The organism is Neobacillus sp. S1115, from assembly GCF_055385565.1.
Window position 1 is genome coordinate 903125 of the sequence record NZ_AP038275.1, and the last position, 12842, is coordinate 915966.

Annotated in this window: 12 protein-coding genes; 6 read left to right on the forward strand and 6 right to left on the reverse strand. The window is 38.5% G+C overall.

What is annotated here, in order from left to right; all coding sequences use genetic code 11:
- Nucleotides 1-242 precede the first annotated feature (242 nt).
- Nucleotides 243-803, forward strand: a complete 561-nt coding sequence (locus ACZ5B7_RS04280; protein WP_464492793.1) for a DoxX family membrane protein — start codon at nt 243-245, stop codon at nt 801-803.
- A 151-nt stretch (nt 804-954) separates the two neighbouring features.
- On the opposite strand, the gene ACZ5B7_RS04285 is transcribed toward ACZ5B7_RS04280, so the two are convergent.
- The 4 genes from ACZ5B7_RS04285 to ACZ5B7_RS04300 form a co-directional block, all read right to left on the reverse strand.
- Complete coding sequence (locus ACZ5B7_RS04285; RefSeq protein WP_464492794.1) at nt 955-1644, reverse strand: DUF421 domain-containing protein; 690 nt, start codon at nt 1642-1644, stop codon at nt 955-957.
- 131 nt (nt 1645-1775) lie between these two features.
- Nucleotides 1776-2372 (reverse strand): dienelactone hydrolase family protein, encoded by a 597-nt coding sequence (locus ACZ5B7_RS04290; RefSeq protein WP_464492795.1) that lies wholly within the window; start codon nt 2370-2372, stop codon nt 1776-1778.
- A gap of 25 nt (nt 2373-2397) precedes the next feature.
- Nucleotides 2398-2856 (reverse strand): 2-thiouracil desulfurase family protein, encoded by a 459-nt coding sequence (locus ACZ5B7_RS04295; RefSeq protein WP_464492796.1) that lies wholly within the window; start codon nt 2854-2856, stop codon nt 2398-2400.
- Nucleotides 2857-3057: 201 nt separating this feature from the next.
- A complete protein-coding gene (locus ACZ5B7_RS04300) occupies nt 3058-3666 on the reverse strand; it encodes a TetR/AcrR family transcriptional regulator (protein WP_464492797.1) in 609 nt (202 codons plus the stop codon).
- Nucleotides 3667-3861: 195 nt separating this feature from the next.
- Between ACZ5B7_RS04300 and ACZ5B7_RS04305 the strand changes: the two genes are divergently transcribed.
- The 5 genes from ACZ5B7_RS04305 to ACZ5B7_RS04325 all read left to right on the forward strand — a co-directional run bounded on the left by ACZ5B7_RS04305 (nt 3862) and on the right by ACZ5B7_RS04325 (nt 9921).
- A complete protein-coding gene (locus tag ACZ5B7_RS04305; RefSeq protein ID WP_464492798.1) occupies nt 3862-4599 on the forward strand; it encodes an SDR family NAD(P)-dependent oxidoreductase in 738 nt (245 codons plus the stop codon).
- A gap of 110 nt (nt 4600-4709) precedes the next feature.
- Nucleotides 4710-5495 (forward strand): SDR family oxidoreductase, encoded by a 786-nt coding sequence (locus ACZ5B7_RS04310; protein ID WP_378585114.1) that lies wholly within the window; start codon nt 4710-4712, stop codon nt 5493-5495.
- Between the two features lie 211 nt (nt 5496-5706).
- Nucleotides 5707-6882 carry a GNAT family N-acetyltransferase gene (locus ACZ5B7_RS04315; protein ID WP_464492799.1) on the forward strand — a complete coding sequence of 392 codons (1176 nt, stop codon included), beginning with the start codon at nt 5707-5709 and terminating at the stop codon, nt 6880-6882.
- A gap of 450 nt (nt 6883-7332) precedes the next feature.
- Nucleotides 7333-8598, forward strand: coding sequence for an MFS transporter (locus tag ACZ5B7_RS04320; protein WP_464492800.1), 1266 nt, complete (start codon nt 7333-7335; stop codon nt 8596-8598).
- 78 nt (nt 8599-8676) lie between these two features.
- The gene (locus ACZ5B7_RS04325; RefSeq protein WP_464492801.1) at nt 8677-9921 is read left to right on the forward strand and encodes a M20 metallopeptidase family protein; all 1245 of its coding nucleotides are present in this window, start codon (nt 8677-8679) and stop codon (nt 9919-9921) included.
- A 560-nt stretch (nt 9922-10481) separates the two neighbouring features.
- On the opposite strand, the gene ACZ5B7_RS04330 is transcribed toward ACZ5B7_RS04325, so the two are convergent.
- Both ACZ5B7_RS04330 and ACZ5B7_RS04335 read right to left on the reverse strand, forming a co-directional pair.
- Complete coding sequence (locus tag ACZ5B7_RS04330; RefSeq protein WP_464492802.1) at nt 10482-11489, reverse strand: DUF3231 family protein; 1008 nt, start codon at nt 11487-11489, stop codon at nt 10482-10484.
- 124 nt (nt 11490-11613) lie between these two features.
- Nucleotides 11614-12630, reverse strand: a complete 1017-nt coding sequence (locus ACZ5B7_RS04335; protein ID WP_464492803.1) for a DUF3231 family protein — start codon at nt 12628-12630, stop codon at nt 11614-11616.
- Nucleotides 12631-12842 lie beyond the last annotated feature (212 nt).

The following is a 12842-nucleotide window of genomic DNA, read 5'->3' on the forward strand; positions in this document are numbered from 1 at the left end:
ATATCATCCACAAGATTTTGAGGAATATTTAAAAGCCTGGCACTACTGGAAGAACATTATTAAATAGTAACAGCTGAATTTCTACTACATTCGTGTAACAAATAGTTTGATTTGTTAAAATTTTTTTGCACTTGTTTGAATTTATTTTAAGAGATTGTTAAATCTTGAACAATCCTCCCTGAAGCCAAAATACATTTGCTATGCTGTGGATGTATCGAAACTAAATTGCGGAGGTGTTGTTAATGTTAGTAAATTGGTTAAGACAAAGCAAAACTGCATCGGGTATTTTAACTGTTCTTCGTTTATATCTTAGTTACGTTTGGCTCACGGCGGGGTGGCACAAATTATCAAGCGGAGATTTTGACGCTTCGGGATTTTTAAAAGGAGCAATCGCTAACCCAGTTAAAGGTCCTGACGGTGCGGTAGTTTTTGGCTGGTATGTTGATTTCTTAAAACATGTTGCATTGCCTAATGCCCATATCTTCAATACGATTATTCCTTTAGGAGAATTTCTTGTTGGTTTAGGATTATTACTAGGATGCTTAACAACAGCTGCCATGTTCTTTGGTCTATTGATGAACTTCTCTTATTTATTTGCTGGAACGATTTCTTCGAACCCATTAGATATTCTATTAGGAGTTATAATCCTATTTGCAGGCGCTAATGCTGGAAGAGTCGGACTTGACGGCTGGATGAAGCCATTCATAAGAAAAACAGTACTTAAACGCAAAGTAAAAAGCAACAACCAAACCGTGAAAGATACCCAATCAGTCATAGACAATAAACCTGTCAACCTAAATTAGATGCATGGGTAGATGCATGGGGACGGTTCTTTTGCTTCATTTTCAGCTGTTTTCAGCTGTATTTGCTGGGGATGGAACCTGAACCGGCAATGTGGAATGGGACAAGAGAACCGTCCCTATGCATCATTCAAGAGGGATAGCCTCAATCGTTTTAACTTGAGTTGTCGCGAAATAAATCAATATACAAGTTTCCTTTTGTTCCTACAACTGCGTAAGAAATTTCAGAGGCCTGAATGTTTCTCCTTTTTAATTCTGCCAAGAACCAGTCTTTATCGTATTCGTGGTTAGAAAAATTCTTCTCTAATATTTCTCCATCAATAACCAGTTCTATAGGAACCTTACTTGAGGGTGGGACCAAATTTAGGTCCTTTCGCATTACATTTTGGTATTCTGCTTTTTTTAAAACCGATAGAGAACCATTTACTTCTAAAATGGCACATTCCACTTCTTCTATATTAAAGATATCTTTTCCTCGTAATGCCTGTGTAAGCATATCTAATGAATAACCAATCTTTTTAAGTGATTCTTCCATGATTTTTCCTTCTTGAATTAAGAAAGTTGGTTTTCCGGCAATCCATTCCTTATAGCGGTGTTTTTTAACAGCAAGGGTATTCAATGTAAAAATAACAGCACCCATTATAACGAATGCAAGGATAAAATACCGGAACTTAATATTTAGATTGAATGCTAGATTTCCTGCAATGGTTCCCATTGTAATCGTAGCGATGAAAAGGTGATACGTCTTTTGGAATATGGCCTGTTTCCCAAGAATATGTACAAAAACCCATAAGATGATAAATGCAGTTAAGGTTCTAAAGATGATTTCTAAAGATCCTGGCATCGCTGTTCTCCCTTGCAAAAGTCAAAACGGTAATAGTTGGCATCTATAAGCTAAAGATATTATGTTCTTCCTGCAAGTGAATTATCCGGAGTGTTTATATTTCATAAATTAAAAAATGTAAATACGTTCCCTTAATGGTGTTTCTTTAAAAATTTCAACATTTCGTTGAAGGCATGTTGAAATGATTGTTCATTAAATTTAGCAGAGTACGGGTCGCTGAATCCGTGTTGACCGTTAAATTTATGGATATCGATATTTTTTTGACCGAGATTCGAAATTAACTGATCCACATTAAAGGATTGTTCTTCTTCCGGAAAGAATAAAACCGTAGGGCATCGCGGCACAATCTGTTGGTAATTTCGAATTCTCGAACCATAATAGGCAACGACTCCATCCAAACAACCTTCCTCACTGCACAGCCAAGCAACCGTTGCGCCAACGCTAAATCCAATCAGATATATTTCTTCGTAATTATTTTTAACATCTAACAATAGATTCTTGATTTTTTTAACAGCTTCGGTGAAACCTACATTGTTCATAAAATGATGGTAGGCAATCTCTTCTTCAGAATAAGTAAAAGGTTGTTCTCGCTCTAATAAGTTCGGGCAGATCACATCAAAACCCTGTGTTGATAATAAATCACAAAAGTCTTCCATATGCTGATTAATGCCATAGATTTCGTGTATAACAATAATCAAATGACTTGAATTCTTCAGTATTTGGAGCATTTTATCCCCCATAAAGTGTCAATATTTAAAGGAAGCTTTCCGCAAATTGTTCTTCGGAAATGACTTTAAATCCATTTCTCTTTAGTAGTGCAGAAGTGACTCCCATTCCCTCGATTTTTTCGCCAATAAATTTGCCGTTATAGATCATCGAACTCCCGCAGGACGGACTGTTTTCCTTAAGAACCACTAAAGTCGCTTTTATTTCTTTTGCTTTTTCGAGTGTAGTATAGGCTCCGTTTAGGTAAAGCTGGGTAACATCTTTTCCTGATTGATCTACTACTTTCGCCTTTCCATCCAGCACATCTTCACCGTTGCCGCCGATGATTTCAGCAGGCGCTCTTGGCGTTGAAAAGCCGCCAAGTAATTCTGGACAAATGGTAATAGCTTTATTTTCTTCTACTAGTTTCCTAATTTTATTATTTAAACTATGTGTACCGTTATAGCGCACTTCCAATCCCGCTAAACACGAACTCACCAATATCATTTACGAACCCCCTTTCATGTAAATTTTAGCATATTCTCAGGGGGCGGCTCCTTTTGGGGTATAGGGGATGAAATGACAAGAACGGTCTCGAACGGTCCTTGTATATCATTTCAATAGCAGTTAGCCTAATAAAACACAATGATGGAACCTGAAACCGGCAATCGCAACAAAATGATGCATGAGAACCGTCCCCATGCATCATTATTTGTTATGTCCAACATATTGAAATGAGTAAATATGTGTTTTTGTTAGCTCAATGGCTTCTTGGATAAATGCTTCTGGAGTTTCTTTGAAGCCATTTTCGATCCAATTCTGGAGGAGTCCATAGAAGCCATAAGCTGTATAGCGTTTAAAATAATCCATATTAACTGGGATATTGTTGATGGTTTCGAAAATAAATTGTTCCTTATAGATTTTTATGATAGTTTGAGGGAACCGTGTATGCAATCCTGGTAACGTGTCATCGTAGTTGATCAATGTGAAAAAATTCTGATTTTTATAGATGTAAGAAACGATATTAAAAGATGGGGCATTTAGCTTGGTAGTATAAACCTTTTGACCAGGTACATATGCTTTGCCTACCGAATCTTCCAACCCCTCAAGCATGGAAATAAGTAAATCCTCAGCCAATTCGATCTTATCTGTGTAATGAATGTAAAAGGTACTGCGATTATAAGCGGCGTAATCGACGATGTCTTTTACCGTTACGGAATGGTACCCTTTTTCTTTTATGAGTTCAATCAATGCTTGCTTTAAATGTGCTTTTGTTCGATTTTGCCGTTGAGACGTTGTATTTTGTTCATTATTCATGAAAAAAACTCCCTCAATATAGACAGATTTAGTAGAAGTGTCTAATTAGTCGACACTTAATGATATCTTAATGATTGTTAGTTGTGAACAAAATAGTACAATTAAATTGTGAACAATAAAGCACAGATAATAGATTTATCTATTATTTTTCTCTAGACTGTGCTAAAGAATTCTTGAATACGAGGAGGACTTAGGATGGGAAAATTACAAGATAAAGTAGCAGTGATTACCGGTGGAGCATCTGGTATTGGGGCAGCTACAGCACGCTTATTCGTTTCCGAAGGAGCCAAAGTGGTTCTTGTTGATTTAAATGAGGAAAAAGGGAAAGCTTTTGAAGCAGAATTGAAAACGCTTAATGCCGAAGCTCTTTTTATAAAAGCAAATATTACGAGTGAAGAAGAAGTTGCCAATATTTTTAAACAAACTGTTGAAACATTTGGCAAAGTGGATGTGGTCTTCAACAATGCGGGAATTGGCCGTGTCCAGCCTTCACATGAACTAGAGTATTCAGAATGGCGCAACACCGTAAATGTTGACTTGGATGGTGTCTTCTTAGTAGCACGTGAATCGATCCGTGAAATGTTAAAAACAGGCGGCGGTACGATTGTGAATACGGCATCTATGTACGGTTGGGTTGGATCACCAGGTTCAGCAGCTTATAATGCGGCAAAAGGCGGCGTTATTAACTTAACTCGATCCCTTGCACTTGAATATGCTGAACAAAATATTCGTATTAATGCATTATGCCCAGGTTTTATCGACACACCAATTATTCCGGAAGAAAGCAAGCAAGCTTTAGCTGAAGTGACACCAATGAAACGTCTAGGTAAAGCAGAAGAAATGGCAAAAGCAGTATTATTCATGGCTTCTGATGATTCTTCATTCATGACTGGTAATAGTTTGACTGTTGATGGCGGGTATACGGCTCAATAATAAATCCTTTGAATTATGTTAAATGATGACCTTTCATGGGTATATATATTTAATGTGAGATAATTTATTTCGAAATATTTTTTTTAAAAAAACAAAGGGAGGAAATTTCCATGAGTAATCGTTTTGATGGAAAAGTAGTATTAATTACAGGTGCAGGTTCTGGTTTAGGTCAAGCTTCAGCCCTACAAGTTGCCAAAGAAGGAGCCAAACTTTCGCTTGTAGATTTAAACGCCGCTTCATTAGAAGAAACGAAAAGACAAGTCTTAGAAGTTGCACCAAACGCAGAAGTGTTACTGATCACTGCCAATGTGGCTGATGAACAAGCGGTTCAAAACTATGTAAATGAAACAGTTGAGAAATTTGGAAAAATCGATGGTTTCTTCAACAACGCAGGAATCGAAGGAAAACAAAACCTGACAGAGGATTTTGGCATTGATGAATTCCAAAAGGTAGTCGGCGTCAATTTAAATGGTGTGTTTTATGGTATGAAACACGTATTGAAAGTCATGAGAGAACAAGGCTTTGGCTCCATTGTTAATACTGCTTCTGTTGGTGGTATTCGCGGGGTAGGAAACCAATCTGGTTATGCAGCTAGTAAGCACGGAGTGGTCGGCTTAACAAGAAACTCTGGAATTGAATACGGTCAATACGGAATCAGCATCAAAGCCATCGCACCAGGCGCCATCATGACACCGATGGTCGAAGGTTCATTAAAACAAATGGATCCAGATAACTGGGAAGAGGTCGGAAAACAATTTGTTCAGCCAAACCCAATGAAACGTTTCGGTAAACCAGAAGAAGTGGGCTATTTAGTGGCATTCCTGCTATCTGACCAAGCCAACTTCATCAACGCAACCGTTATTCCAATAGATGGCGGACAATCTTATAAATACTAAGAAGTGTGGAGATGGTTCTCCTGCTTCAACTAATCTAGCGATAGGCGCATTTCTATTAAGAAGAAATGCGCCTATTTTTATTTTAGAGGAAAGGAACCATGGGAAAAGGCGGCCAAGGTACCCGGTGCAAGGTTTGTTAGGTTTTGGTAAAATTGGTTATGGATGCATTATTTTAAAAAATGCATCCAATGAATGAAAAGGGGTGGGACTAATGTTAGTGAGAGAAGTGATTGAAGCTGAATACCTAGAAACTATGAAACTATCTGAATACGCATTCCAATATAAGGTTCCAGAGGACAGCATACCGGCTCGGAAAGAAGCATTGAAAAACCACAAAATTTTAGGAATCTGGGATGAGGACAATCTGGCTGCCAAACTACATATTATCCCGTTAAGTGTTTATATGATGGATGCTGAATGGAAAATGGGCGGCATTGCAGGAGTCGCTACCTACCCGGAATACCGAAGAACCGGTTACGTCAAATCACTCATGATCGAATCCTTAAAACAGATGCATGATGATAATCAGATCGTATCTCTTTTACACCCGTTTGATATCGCTTTTTATCGGAAATATGGGTGGGAGATATTAACCGAAAAGAAGAAAGTGACGATTGAAAAAATTAATCTTAAGTTCCTCGAACCGCAGCAAGGTTTTATAAGAAGATATTCAAAAGATACCCACAATGAGGAGATAGAAAGGATTTATCAGCAGTATTGCAGTCAGTATACAGGGATGCTGAAGCGTGAGACCGATTGGTGGAAGCGGAGCGTGTATGATGATCATTCCCAGCTTGCTGTCTATTACCGTTCCGAAAAAGAGGCTTTGGGTTATATGTTGTATCATGTAAGGGATCAAAAAATGGAGGTGCAGGAGCTCGTTGCACTTGAACATGAAGCTAGAATTGGGCTTTGGAATTTTATCTGCCAGCATGATTCCATGGTTGACACAGTGACGATGGAACTTGCTGTTCATGATCCGTTTCCTTACTTTCTGCAGCAGCCGAATGTGAAACAGGAGGTTTCGCCTTATTTTATGGCAAGGATCGTAGATGCTGAGGAATGCTTAAAGAGGTTCCCTTTTGTTCATGAAAATGAGCCCCTATTCCTGCATCTCGAAGATTCACACGCACCGTGGAATAATGGCAGCTACCTGCTCGGAAACGGAGAAATAAAGGTGTTTAAAGAAAAAGCAGGCGGCCAATGTGTCCATCCCCCTAAAAAAGGGATTCAACTCAATATCAATTCCCTATCAGCCATCCTATTTGGCTACAAAAGACCAATGGAACTCTATGAAACGGGCTACTTAAAAGGCTCCAAAAACGAGATTAAACTGTTTGAGAAGAAGGTCCCGCTGAACAAATCAGCATTTTTTGATTTCTTTTGATGCATGGGGACGGTTCTTATGCATCATTTTCAGTAGGTTTCAGCCTATGTGCCGAAAACGGAACCTGAACCGGCACCGCGGAATGAGGCAAGAGAACCGTCCCTATGCATCATCCATAGAATAATTCTGTCAAAAGTAGACGGAATTATTTTTTTATTGTAAATATAAAAATATTATATATAATATAAAATATATTAAAGAGTCCAACAATTATATTTAGGGGGGATGCTTGAAGTTGGAGGTAGGATAGTACCTTTCTAACGAATAAGTACGGACAAACTATATTCCGTGGATATATTTGGAAGCGTATACACAGAGAATGAACATATCGACAAGGCTTTATAGGCAAACGTCGCAACGGAATGGTAAAAACCAATAGTTTTAGTGAAATGATACTAGAAGAGAACAGATAGTCAATACAACAAAAGACCAAAGGGGGATTGATAGATTATGAATAAAAAAGGTGGTATTTTTTACGGCTGGTGGATATTGGCAGCAGGCTTCATGATTATGACATTTCTTTATGCTCCTATTGCAAACCTCGTCTCACTTTTTACGAAGCCTGTTACAGAAGAACTTGGTTTTGGAAGAGCTGAGTTTACCATGTATTACACCATAATGGCTACAACTGCCATGATTACAGCCCCAATAGCGGGCAGATTAATGAAAAAGCTGGATATTCGAGTATACATGACCTTATTTACTATTTTAGGTGCAGGGGCCTATATAGGGTTTTCATTTGCTACTGAACTCATTCACTTTCAATTATTTGCAGTACCAATGGGTATGGCCCTTGCAGGGGCCGGAATGATTCCTGTCTCCGTTCTTATTACAAATTGGTTTCATACAAAACGCGGATTAAGCTTAGGGATTGCTTTATCGGGAACTGGTTTCGGGTCTATGATTCTCAGTCCTTTAGTTACTTGGATTATCACAGACTACGGTTGGAGAACGGCTTATCTTACGATTGGGATTTTAATATTGGTTGTCCTTATTCCATTGATCGTGTTTGTTATAAAATTAAGCCCAGCTGATAAAGGGCTGTCTCCACTTGGCGGAGAAAAAGCCTCCAACACGACAGCAAAGAAAGAATTGGTAGGGGTAACTCAAAAGGAAGCATTCAAGACCGTATCATTTTGGGTGCTTTGCTTAGGAATCGTCATCGGTGGAATTGTTGTTAATAGCATGATTATTAACTTGGTACCCTATTTAACGGATATTGGTACCACAGCGCAACATGCTGCATTGCTATTATCATTGGGTTCAGCGATGGTAATCGTTGCGAAGCTATTAGTTGGAAGATTATATGACAAGATTGGATTAATCAAAACTTTGGTATTTATAGTTTTATCAGATATCATCTGTTTTCTATTTTTAATGAAGGGCAATCTATTAATTCCTGGCATACTTTATACCGTCTTTTCAGCATTAGGCTCAACGGCAGTTACAGTAACACCAGCCTATCTTACAGCAGCGTTATTTGGTGAGAAAGAATACAGTGCAAAATATGGAACCGTATCTTTATTTACATCATTAGGTGCCGCTGTCACTCCAATCGTCTCGGGATTAATTTATAATGTTAATCATTCCTATGGATTACTGATAAAAATGTTGATTTTGCTTGCGGTTGTGGAATTTGTATTATTTTTCATTGCAGTAAAAACAAAACCAAAGCTTGGATTAAATACAGATATACCACAAAAAGAAGCGGTGTAATTTGTTTTAAAATTTAAAAGATCGCCATACCCTGCCCATAAAGGCGGGGTATTCCAAGTAAAAGGGAGGACCAGAATAATGACTTCTACTTTATCAAATAAGGTTAATTTTTTTGAGGAATCAAAGAAGTATGAAGAACAAATCATTGAGGATCGCCGCTATCTGCACCAACATCCAGAACTTGGTTTCGATTTGCCAAACACACAAAAATATATTCGGCAGCGTTTGGATGAAATGGGGATTGAAAATAAGCCATGCGGTGTCGTGCCAGAGGAAATTGCCAAAAAATATGCGAAAGCAGGATTTGGCTTACAGGAAAATTGTAGAGGTGTAGTGGCAACGATTGGTAAAGGTGAACCTTGTATTTTGCTTCGTGCCGATATGGATGCCCTGCCGCTTGAAGAAGAATATGATTCCGAATATAAATCGAAGATTCCGGGTAAAATGCATGCCTGCGGTCATGACTCACACGTCGCCATGCTTTTGGGCGCTGCCCGAATGTTAAAGGAGCATGAAGATAAGCTGCAAGGAACTGTTAAATTAATGTTCCAGCCGGGGGAAGAATGGGGCTATGGTTCCAAGTTAATGATTGATGACGGGCTGCTTGAAAATCCTAAAGTACATGCAGCGTTTGCCATCCATATTATGCCTGACCAAGAAGCTGGTACGTTATCTGTTACCAAAGGAACCGTATCACAGGCAATGGATACGTATATTGTTGAAATCCAAGGAAATGGCGGGCATAGTTCACAGCCGCATAAAACCATTGATGCTAATATGATTATGAATCAACTCTATACCAGCTTAAACTTATTATATACCCGCGAAGTGGATCCAAAGGCAAGTGTGACCTTCTCCATTGGAGCAATGAGCGGGGGGACAGTGACAAATATTATCCCAGATAAGGCTGTCCTGCAAGGGAATATGCGCAGCTTTGATCAACAATCGAGAGATCATATGTGCAAACGTATACCGGAAATGATCGATCATATCGTCAAAGCGTGGCGCGGCGAGTATAACATTGTTGATTTCCATACACCGACTACTCACAATCATCCTGAATTCATTGATGAAATTACGCCGGCATTAGAAGCTGTTGTAGGTAAAGAAAATGTCGTGGACCTTGGAAGTTTGGGGGGATCAGAAGATTTCTCTCATATTTCTCAGGCCGTTCCCTCAGCATTTGTCGTTTTAGGAACAGGAAAAGCAGGAGAACCACCAGTGCACAACCCTCGCATGCACCAAAACGAAAACATCTTCAAATACGGAGCAGCCCTACACGCAAACGTTGCAATGGAATGGCTAAAAGCTCAACGTAAATGATACATGGTGATGGATGGGGACGGTTCTTGTGCATCATTTTCAGTCGTTTTCAGCTTATGTGCTGAAGATGGTACCTGAAATGGTACCGCGGAATGAGAGAAGGGAACCGTCCTATGAATCCTCCTCTCATATAAACCTTGCTGTTGTGGAGCAAGGTTTATTTTTGTGGGCTTAAGACAGCGCTCGGCAATTTTTTCTGTAAGTTAAAGCCGCGAACATATGATTTAACAGGGGTTTGGCTATTTTTACACAAATGTTTGGTTAACTACATTTCCCTGGAAATTTGTCGAATAAAGGGGCTTTGTTGTAAATGCTTTGAGAGCGACCATAGCCGCGTTTACGCAAGTAATCAAGCATTTTTTTCCCCAGAAAGCATTGCGATGGGGGATACTGCAACTGAGAATTAATAATTCTCGGTCGAAGATCTCAAGAGTGTTTGTCACAGATTGTAGACAAAGGGGGTGCTACTTATGCATCCATGTCAGGCATTTCATGGACCGAAAATGACCATGGACCAGCATCCAGCATCCAGAATGAGGCAGAAGAACCGTCCCCATGCCTCATTTCTTTGCCAAATCATCCCTATCCGCGGCCATTGGCGGCTGTTCTAACCATCCGTTTTCAATCATTATATTTGCTCCATCTTTTGCATACTCTGCTATTTCAGCGGAAAGCCTGATATAATGAAGACCTATATCTTTCCTAGGGCTTACTGCCATGCTTGTTCCATAAAATCCGATGCTAAGGGCGATTAATGATGTAGTATAAAACATCATTAACTTATCTGAAAAGGTAAACGCCGTTGACTCTGTTACTTCGGTATTCCATGTCATTGGTACAGGGAGGTCATCCTCACTAAGAAGGGAACCTAAAATTTCACAGTGTTTTTTAGCAATGTCCTTTCCTCTAACCAGATACTCGGTAACCTCTTTTGACTGGGCAACTTGACTAAATCCCAGCAAGCTTGCTACCCCAAAAGCATTTCTTTGAACGTTAGTAAAGAGATTTGTAACCTCTGTACCTGTTAAAGGACGTTTTTCTCCAAAAAAACCCTTTAAAAAACTTTTCTTTTTAACAAAATCTATATCATCTGGTATTGGCAAATAGGGAGACCTGATATAAAGCCCTTTTGATAACAAAAGTTCCTTTACCTCTCTTAGAAATGTTGTTAATTGTGAAATACACTCATTAAAATGACTATAAACATCTCCCCTGACAGATAAGGGCAGATTCATGCTATACCCTTGGAGAGCAATTTGAGATGCCTGATGGAGGTAATTTAACATATATGGATCTGAATACAATCTTGGAGCGGATGTATCGACATCTTGATCTAGTTTAAAACCATATGGAATCGGATATTTTTCTTTTTTGAAAATTTCAGTTAGAGTGTTAAGATTTCCTTGAGCAATATCAAAAGCCTTTTTGAGTAATGGTTTAATTTCTTCATCCTCAACTTTGGATAAAAAATATTTCAACTTGCATGAAATAGCGCTGTCATTGATATAAGAAGCCCATAAAGATGTAATCTCTGCCGAAGTAAGCCTCACCTGATTTCCAGACTCCATAATTCAACCTCCAATAAATTAGACAAAATTCTCTAATATCAATTTCCCCAAAACACCCAAATATATGTAGCAGATGTAAAGACAGCTAAAAGGTAGGATACAACGCAAAATAAGCCGTCTCATTTCATGAATCTTGAATCAGATGATTTCTGTCAATCGCTTCAGGTTGCTTTTCTAACCATCCATGTTTAACCATAATATTGTATGAAATTGCACCAGCCTCCAAAGCGTGGGTAAATACTTTGGTATAGTTTACGAGTATATCCGACCTAAAGCTGGAACCTAATGACGCACCATAATAAGTAAGAGCTGCATTTACTAAAAACCCCGCGTGAAACATGATCAATTTGTCAGAAAATGGACTTATAGTAGAATCAGTAATTTCTCCATCCCATTTTTCAGGTATTGGCAAATGATCCTCTTGCAATATAGTGTCAAAGCTTTCAGCATCTTTTCCTGCTAATTTAACGTTTTTTAGCATAAAATTACGAACATCTTCCCGCACTGCCACCTGACTAAATGCCAAACTTAATGAACTGATAAATCCAGTTTTCGTTGAATTAAAGAAAAGGGTGCTGATTTCCGAACTGTTTAATGGCCGTTTGTCTCCAATTAAATTAGAAATGAATCCTGGTGATTCCATGAATTCAGCCCCATGTGGTGAAGGAATGGAGGGAACACTTGAATATTTTGGCTCACTTTTAGCCAATTTCACTATTTTTTGGAATAATTCCTTAGATTCTTCCGCACATTCAAAAAAATAATTTTGAATGTCTTCTCGTTCTGTATTCGTAATCGCTAAGCTATAAGCGGTTAACCCATGAATGGTCATAATATAGGAGTAAAATAGTAAAAATTGATCGGAAAACAGACGTGGGGCATTAACATTCACGTCATTCTCTGTAAATCCGATTGGGACTTGGAAATTTGCACTTTTCAAGAATTCGGTGATTTTTGTAATATGACCCTCAGCTAACTGTAAAGAGAATTCTAAAATGGGTTTAATCTCATTATTTTCAACAATTTTAAGAAAATATTTGTAGACACAGATCGCCATACTATCGCCCATATACTGAAGCCAAAGAGCGGATACTTCCGCTGCGGTTAATTTATTTGCCGATTTTTGCTTAAAAATCCCCAAAAAAATACCTCCAGTTTTTCTATATATTATTCTGAAATTATTTTATGGGTATTGATTATGAAGTATACAGATAAATTAAAGATGATGCATGGGGACGGTTCTTATGCATCATTCCAAGGTCCAGCTTAGTTTCGTTTCCGGTGATATCCAGCGGTATTGGTGAATAATCAAAAAACCTCAGTTCCAGACAACGGAACTGAGTTTTTTGTAGT

Excerpts from the sequence above, each read along its gene's own strand:
- ACZ5B7_RS04320 (WP_464492800.1), top strand. The coding sequence starts at position 7,333 with ATGAATAAAAAAGGTGGTATTTTTTACGGCTGGTGGATATTGGCAGCA.
- ACZ5B7_RS04330 (WP_464492802.1), bottom strand. The coding sequence starts at position 11,489 with ATGGAGTCTGGAAATCAGGTGAGGCTTACTTCGGCAGAGATTACATCT.
- ACZ5B7_RS04325 (WP_464492801.1), top strand. The coding sequence starts at position 8,677 with ATGACTTCTACTTTATCAAATAAGGTTAATTTTTTTGAGGAATCAAAG.
- ACZ5B7_RS04315 (WP_464492799.1), top strand. The coding sequence starts at position 5,707 with ATGTTAGTGAGAGAAGTGATTGAAGCTGAATACCTAGAAACTATGAAA.
- ACZ5B7_RS04300 (WP_464492797.1), bottom strand. The coding sequence starts at position 3,666 with ATGAATAATGAACAAAATACAACGTCTCAACGGCAAAATCGAACAAAA.
- ACZ5B7_RS04280 (WP_464492793.1), top strand. The coding sequence starts at position 243 with ATGTTAGTAAATTGGTTAAGACAAAGCAAAACTGCATCGGGTATTTTA.
- ACZ5B7_RS04305 (WP_464492798.1), top strand. The coding sequence starts at position 3,862 with ATGGGAAAATTACAAGATAAAGTAGCAGTGATTACCGGTGGAGCATCT.
- ACZ5B7_RS04295 (WP_464492796.1), bottom strand. The coding sequence starts at position 2,856 with ATGATATTGGTGAGTTCGTGTTTAGCGGGATTGGAAGTGCGCTATAAC.
- ACZ5B7_RS04310 (WP_378585114.1), top strand. The coding sequence starts at position 4,710 with ATGAGTAATCGTTTTGATGGAAAAGTAGTATTAATTACAGGTGCAGGT.
- ACZ5B7_RS04285 (WP_464492794.1), bottom strand. The coding sequence starts at position 1,644 with ATGCCAGGATCTTTAGAAATCATCTTTAGAACCTTAACTGCATTTATC.
- ACZ5B7_RS04290 (WP_464492795.1), bottom strand. The coding sequence starts at position 2,372 with ATGCTCCAAATACTGAAGAATTCAAGTCATTTGATTATTGTTATACAC.